We start from the raw sequence: 2,527 nt of genomic DNA, 5'->3' as shown, positions 1-2,527 counted from the left end.
CTGTTCCACGTCCGCATGGACGTCAAGATCCCCCGTGACCTGGATCCGCAGGTACGCGAGGACACCGTCGCCCGCGAGAAGGCCTACAGCCAGGAGCTGCAGCGCTCCGGGACGTGGCGGGAGCTCTGGCGCATCGTCGGCCAGTACTCCAACATCAGCATCTTCGACGTCGAATCCGGCGACGAGCTGCACGAGCTGCTCTCGGGCCTGCCGCTGTTCCCGTACATGGATATCGAGGTCATGGCGCTGACGAGGCACCCGTCGCGCATCGACGACTGACGTCCCGGCCGACCGGGTTCGGACGGGTCTGCGGCCGACCCCTCCACGTCAAGATCATCGTCAAGAGCGTTCCGCACACATCGCTCGAGTGATCGTCAAGAGCGTTCCGCACACATCCACTCGAGCGATGTGTGCGGAACGCTCTTGACGATGGACAAGGGGCCGGTCAGACGCGCTCGAAGACGGCGGCAAGACCCTGGCCGCCGCCGATACACATGGTCTCCAGGCCCCACTGGGCGTCGCGCCGGACCATCTCGTGCGAGAGGGTGGCGAGCATCCGGGCGCCGGTCGCGCCGACGGGGTGGCCGAGGGAGATCCCGGAGCCGTGGGGGTTGAGGCGCTCCGAGGCGGGGTCGATGTCCCACTCCCGCATGACGGACAGCGCCTGGGCGGCAAAGGCCTCGTTGAGCTCGATCACGTCGATGTCCGCCAGCGTCAAGCCGAGCCGGTCGAGCGCCCTGGCGGTGGCGGGGACCGGGCCGATCCCCATCGTCTCCGGGGCGACACCTGCCACGGCCCAGGACGCCAGGCGGACGAGCGGGGTCAGGCCGAGCGAGGCGGCCCGGTCCACCGTGGTGACCACACACATCGCGGCGCCGTCGTTCTGGCCCGAGGCATTGCCAGCGGTGACGGTGGCCTCGGGATCGGTCCGGCCCATGATCGCCCGGAGGCCCGATAGTGCCTCGACCGTGGTGTCGGCGCGGGGGTGTTCGTCGGTGTCGACGACGAGGTCCCCGCCCCTGCGCTGCGGCACGGCGACCGGGACGATCTCCTCGGCGAACACCCCGGACTCCTGGGCGGCCACCGCACGCTGGTGGGACTGCACTGCCAGCCGGTCCTGCTCCTCGCGGGTGATGCCGTACTCGCGGCGGAGGTTCTCGGCGGTCTCGATCATCCCGCCGTCGATCACGTGGGAGCGGCCACTGACCGTCGTGCGGGCGCGGCCGAGGCGGTCGATCAGCGAGACGCCGTCGCCTGTGATGCCCCAGCGGGGCGAGGGCGTGGCGTAGAACTCCACCTGGCTCATCGATTCGACTCCTCCGGCGACCACGAGGTCCACTCCGCCGGAGGCCACCTGCAGCGCGCCGGTGATCACCGCCTGGAGTCCGGAGCCACAGCGCCTGTCCAGTTGCATCCCGGGCACGTCGATGCCGAGCGGGGAGTCGAGGGCGGCGATCCGGCCGATGGCGGGACCCTCGCCGCCGGGCGAGCCCTGGCCCAGGATCACGTCGTCGACGTCCGCCCCGGTCAGGCCGGTGCGCTCGACGAGCGCGGTGAGCAGCGAGGTGGCCAGCGTGTTCGCGTCCAGATCGCGGAACACGCCGCCGAAGCGGCCGACCGGCGTGCGGAGGGGTTGGCAGATGACGACGTCGCGCATGGGTTCTCCTGGTGGTAGCCGAGGTGGTGAGTGTGGGGAGGGGTCTCAGTGGGAACAGGTCAACGAGTGACGGTCGACAGGTCCGCGGACAGTGCCCGGGCCGCGTCCACGACCACGGGGACGAGCTCGTGGCGGAGCTGGTCGATCGAATACCGGGCGGCGTGTGTGGAGACGTTGAGCGCGGCCACGACCCGCCCGTGACGGTCGCGCACCGGGGCGGCCAGAGATCTCAGGCCCGGTTCGAGCTCCTGGTCCACGAGCGCCCACCCGCGGTCGGCGACCGCCGCGAGTTCGGCGCGCAATCCGTCCGGGTCCGCGATCCCGTGCGGGGTGCGGACGCGCAGATCGGTTGCCGCCAGATGGGCTTCCAGCTCCTCCGCGGGCAGGGCCGCGAGCAGGACCCTGCCCATCGAGGTGGCGAAGGCGGGGAACCGGGTGCCGATGGTGATCCCGATGTTCATGATCCGGCGGACCTGGACACGTCCGACATAGACGATGTCGTGCCCGTCGAGGACGGCGATCGACGACGACTCGTCGAGCCGTGCGCTGAGCCGTTCGAGGTGCGGCTGGGCCAGATCCGTCAGCGGCATGGCCGAGAGGTAGCTATAACCCAGGTCGAGCACGCGGGGGGTGAGCCAGAAGGCCGACCCGGCGGTGTCCACGTAGCCGAGCTCGACGAGTGTGTGGAGGAACCGGCGCGCGGTCGCGCGGGTGAGTCCGGTGGTCCGGGCGACCTCGCTGAGGGTCTGTCGGGGGTGGTCGGCGTCGAATGCGGTGATGACGGCGAGGCCGCGGGCGAGCGACTGGACGAAGTCCGGCGACGGGGGTCGCTCGGGTGTGGGCACGGACCCGGACCCGGACCCGGACCCG

The 2,527-nt window shown here is 70.9% G+C and carries 3 protein-coding genes; 1 reads left to right on the top strand and 2 read right to left on the bottom strand.

All coding sequences use genetic code 11. The annotated features are described in order from the left end of the window. The coding region (catC, locus tag G6018_RS16645; protein ID WP_241732207.1) for a muconolactone Delta-isomerase at positions 1–279 on the top strand (279 nt) is incomplete at its 5' end. Positions 280–445: 166 nt separating this feature from the next. Here catC and G6018_RS16640 read toward each other — a convergent pair. Together G6018_RS16640 and G6018_RS16635 are read right to left on the bottom strand one after the other, a co-directional pair. Continuing rightward, a complete protein-coding gene (locus tag G6018_RS16640) occupies positions 446–1,657 on the bottom strand; it encodes an acetyl-CoA C-acetyltransferase (RefSeq protein ID WP_182640233.1) in 1,212 nt (403 codons plus the stop codon). 59 nt (positions 1,658–1,716) lie between these two features. After that, on the bottom strand, positions 1,717–2,502 hold the full coding sequence (locus G6018_RS16635; protein WP_182616101.1) for an IclR family transcriptional regulator C-terminal domain-containing protein: 786 nt from the start codon (positions 2,500–2,502) through the stop codon (positions 1,717–1,719). Between the last annotated feature and the right edge of the window lie 25 nt (positions 2,503–2,527).

Origin of the sequence: Dietzia sp. DQ11-44 (assembly GCF_014145205.1) — a bacterium.
Classification (GTDB): Bacteria; Actinomycetota; Actinomycetes; order Mycobacteriales; family Mycobacteriaceae; genus Dietzia; species Dietzia natronolimnaea.
This window is presented reverse-complemented; position numbering and strand designations above follow the sequence as displayed.

What these genes read in the sequence shown, in the direction of transcription:
- G6018_RS16640 (WP_182640233.1), bottom strand. Translation starts at nt 1,657, where the DNA reads ATGCGCGACGTCGTCATCTGCCAACCCCTCCGCACGCCGGTCGGCCGC.